Source organism: Clostridium sp. MCC344 (assembly GCF_018785365.1).
Lineage (GTDB): Bacteria > Bacillota > Clostridia > Lachnospirales > Lachnospiraceae > Pilosibacter.
In genome coordinates this window covers 2,703-3,383 of the sequence record NZ_WQPQ01000111.1, presented here as the reverse complement: position 1 = coordinate 3,383, position 681 = coordinate 2,703, and the positions used below count along the sequence as shown (strand labels likewise).

The following is a 681-nucleotide window of genomic DNA, read 5'->3' as shown; positions in this document are numbered from 1 at the left end:
CTGCCTTATGTTCCTTGTTTCCACCGGCTTTTCTTCACAAAAATACAGAAGAGAAACATAATACCGCCCATCAGCTTCCAGACAGACGGATGCGCCTTTCAAGCAGGCATCTTCCCGGATCTTACGATGCTGCCGGATCCGGATCCAGCCTGCCTTTGGGAGCTTCAGTTTCCCATCTTTTAACAGGATATTTCCATTGACACTGTTTGTGGTATAGCTTTTAACAGGATTCTTTTTTGACTTGAATTTTGGAAATCCAAACGATGGATCCCGGAAAAAGTTTTTATAAGCAGTCTGCAGATGCAGCTGGGCATTGCACAGAGCAAGGCTGTCCACTTCTTTTAGCCATGGAAACTCTGCCTTATATTTTGCCGGAGTGACCTTCAGGTTTTTTCCGGTCTTTTCATAGCATTCCTTCTTTTCTGACAGCATCCGGTTATATACAAACCTGACACATCCAAATGTTTTTGCAAACAGTTCCTGCTGTATTTTATTGGGATAGATCCGAAACCGGTATACTACGTTCATATTTTTTCTCCCCCTGTGTCTCGATGTACTGACGGATCACTTCGATCGGAGCTCCGCCGGCACTCAGAAGACAGAAGCTCTGACTCCAGAACATTTCCTTCCAGAGCTTCTGCCGGATCTCCGGATACTCTTTTTTGCTCAGACGGCTGCTGA

2 protein-coding genes are annotated in these 681 nt (G+C 45.4%); both read right to left on the bottom strand.

The features are described 5' to 3' along the window. A partial coding sequence (locus tag GPK90_RS18025; protein ID WP_215703603.1) for an RNA-guided endonuclease TnpB family protein occupies window positions 1-528 on the bottom strand: 528 nt, incomplete at its 3' end. After that, window positions 491-681, bottom strand: a 191-nt coding sequence (locus GPK90_RS19300) for a transposase (protein WP_252197606.1), incomplete at its 5' end; no start/stop codon positions are given. The genes GPK90_RS19300 and GPK90_RS18025, both read right to left, overlap by 38 nt.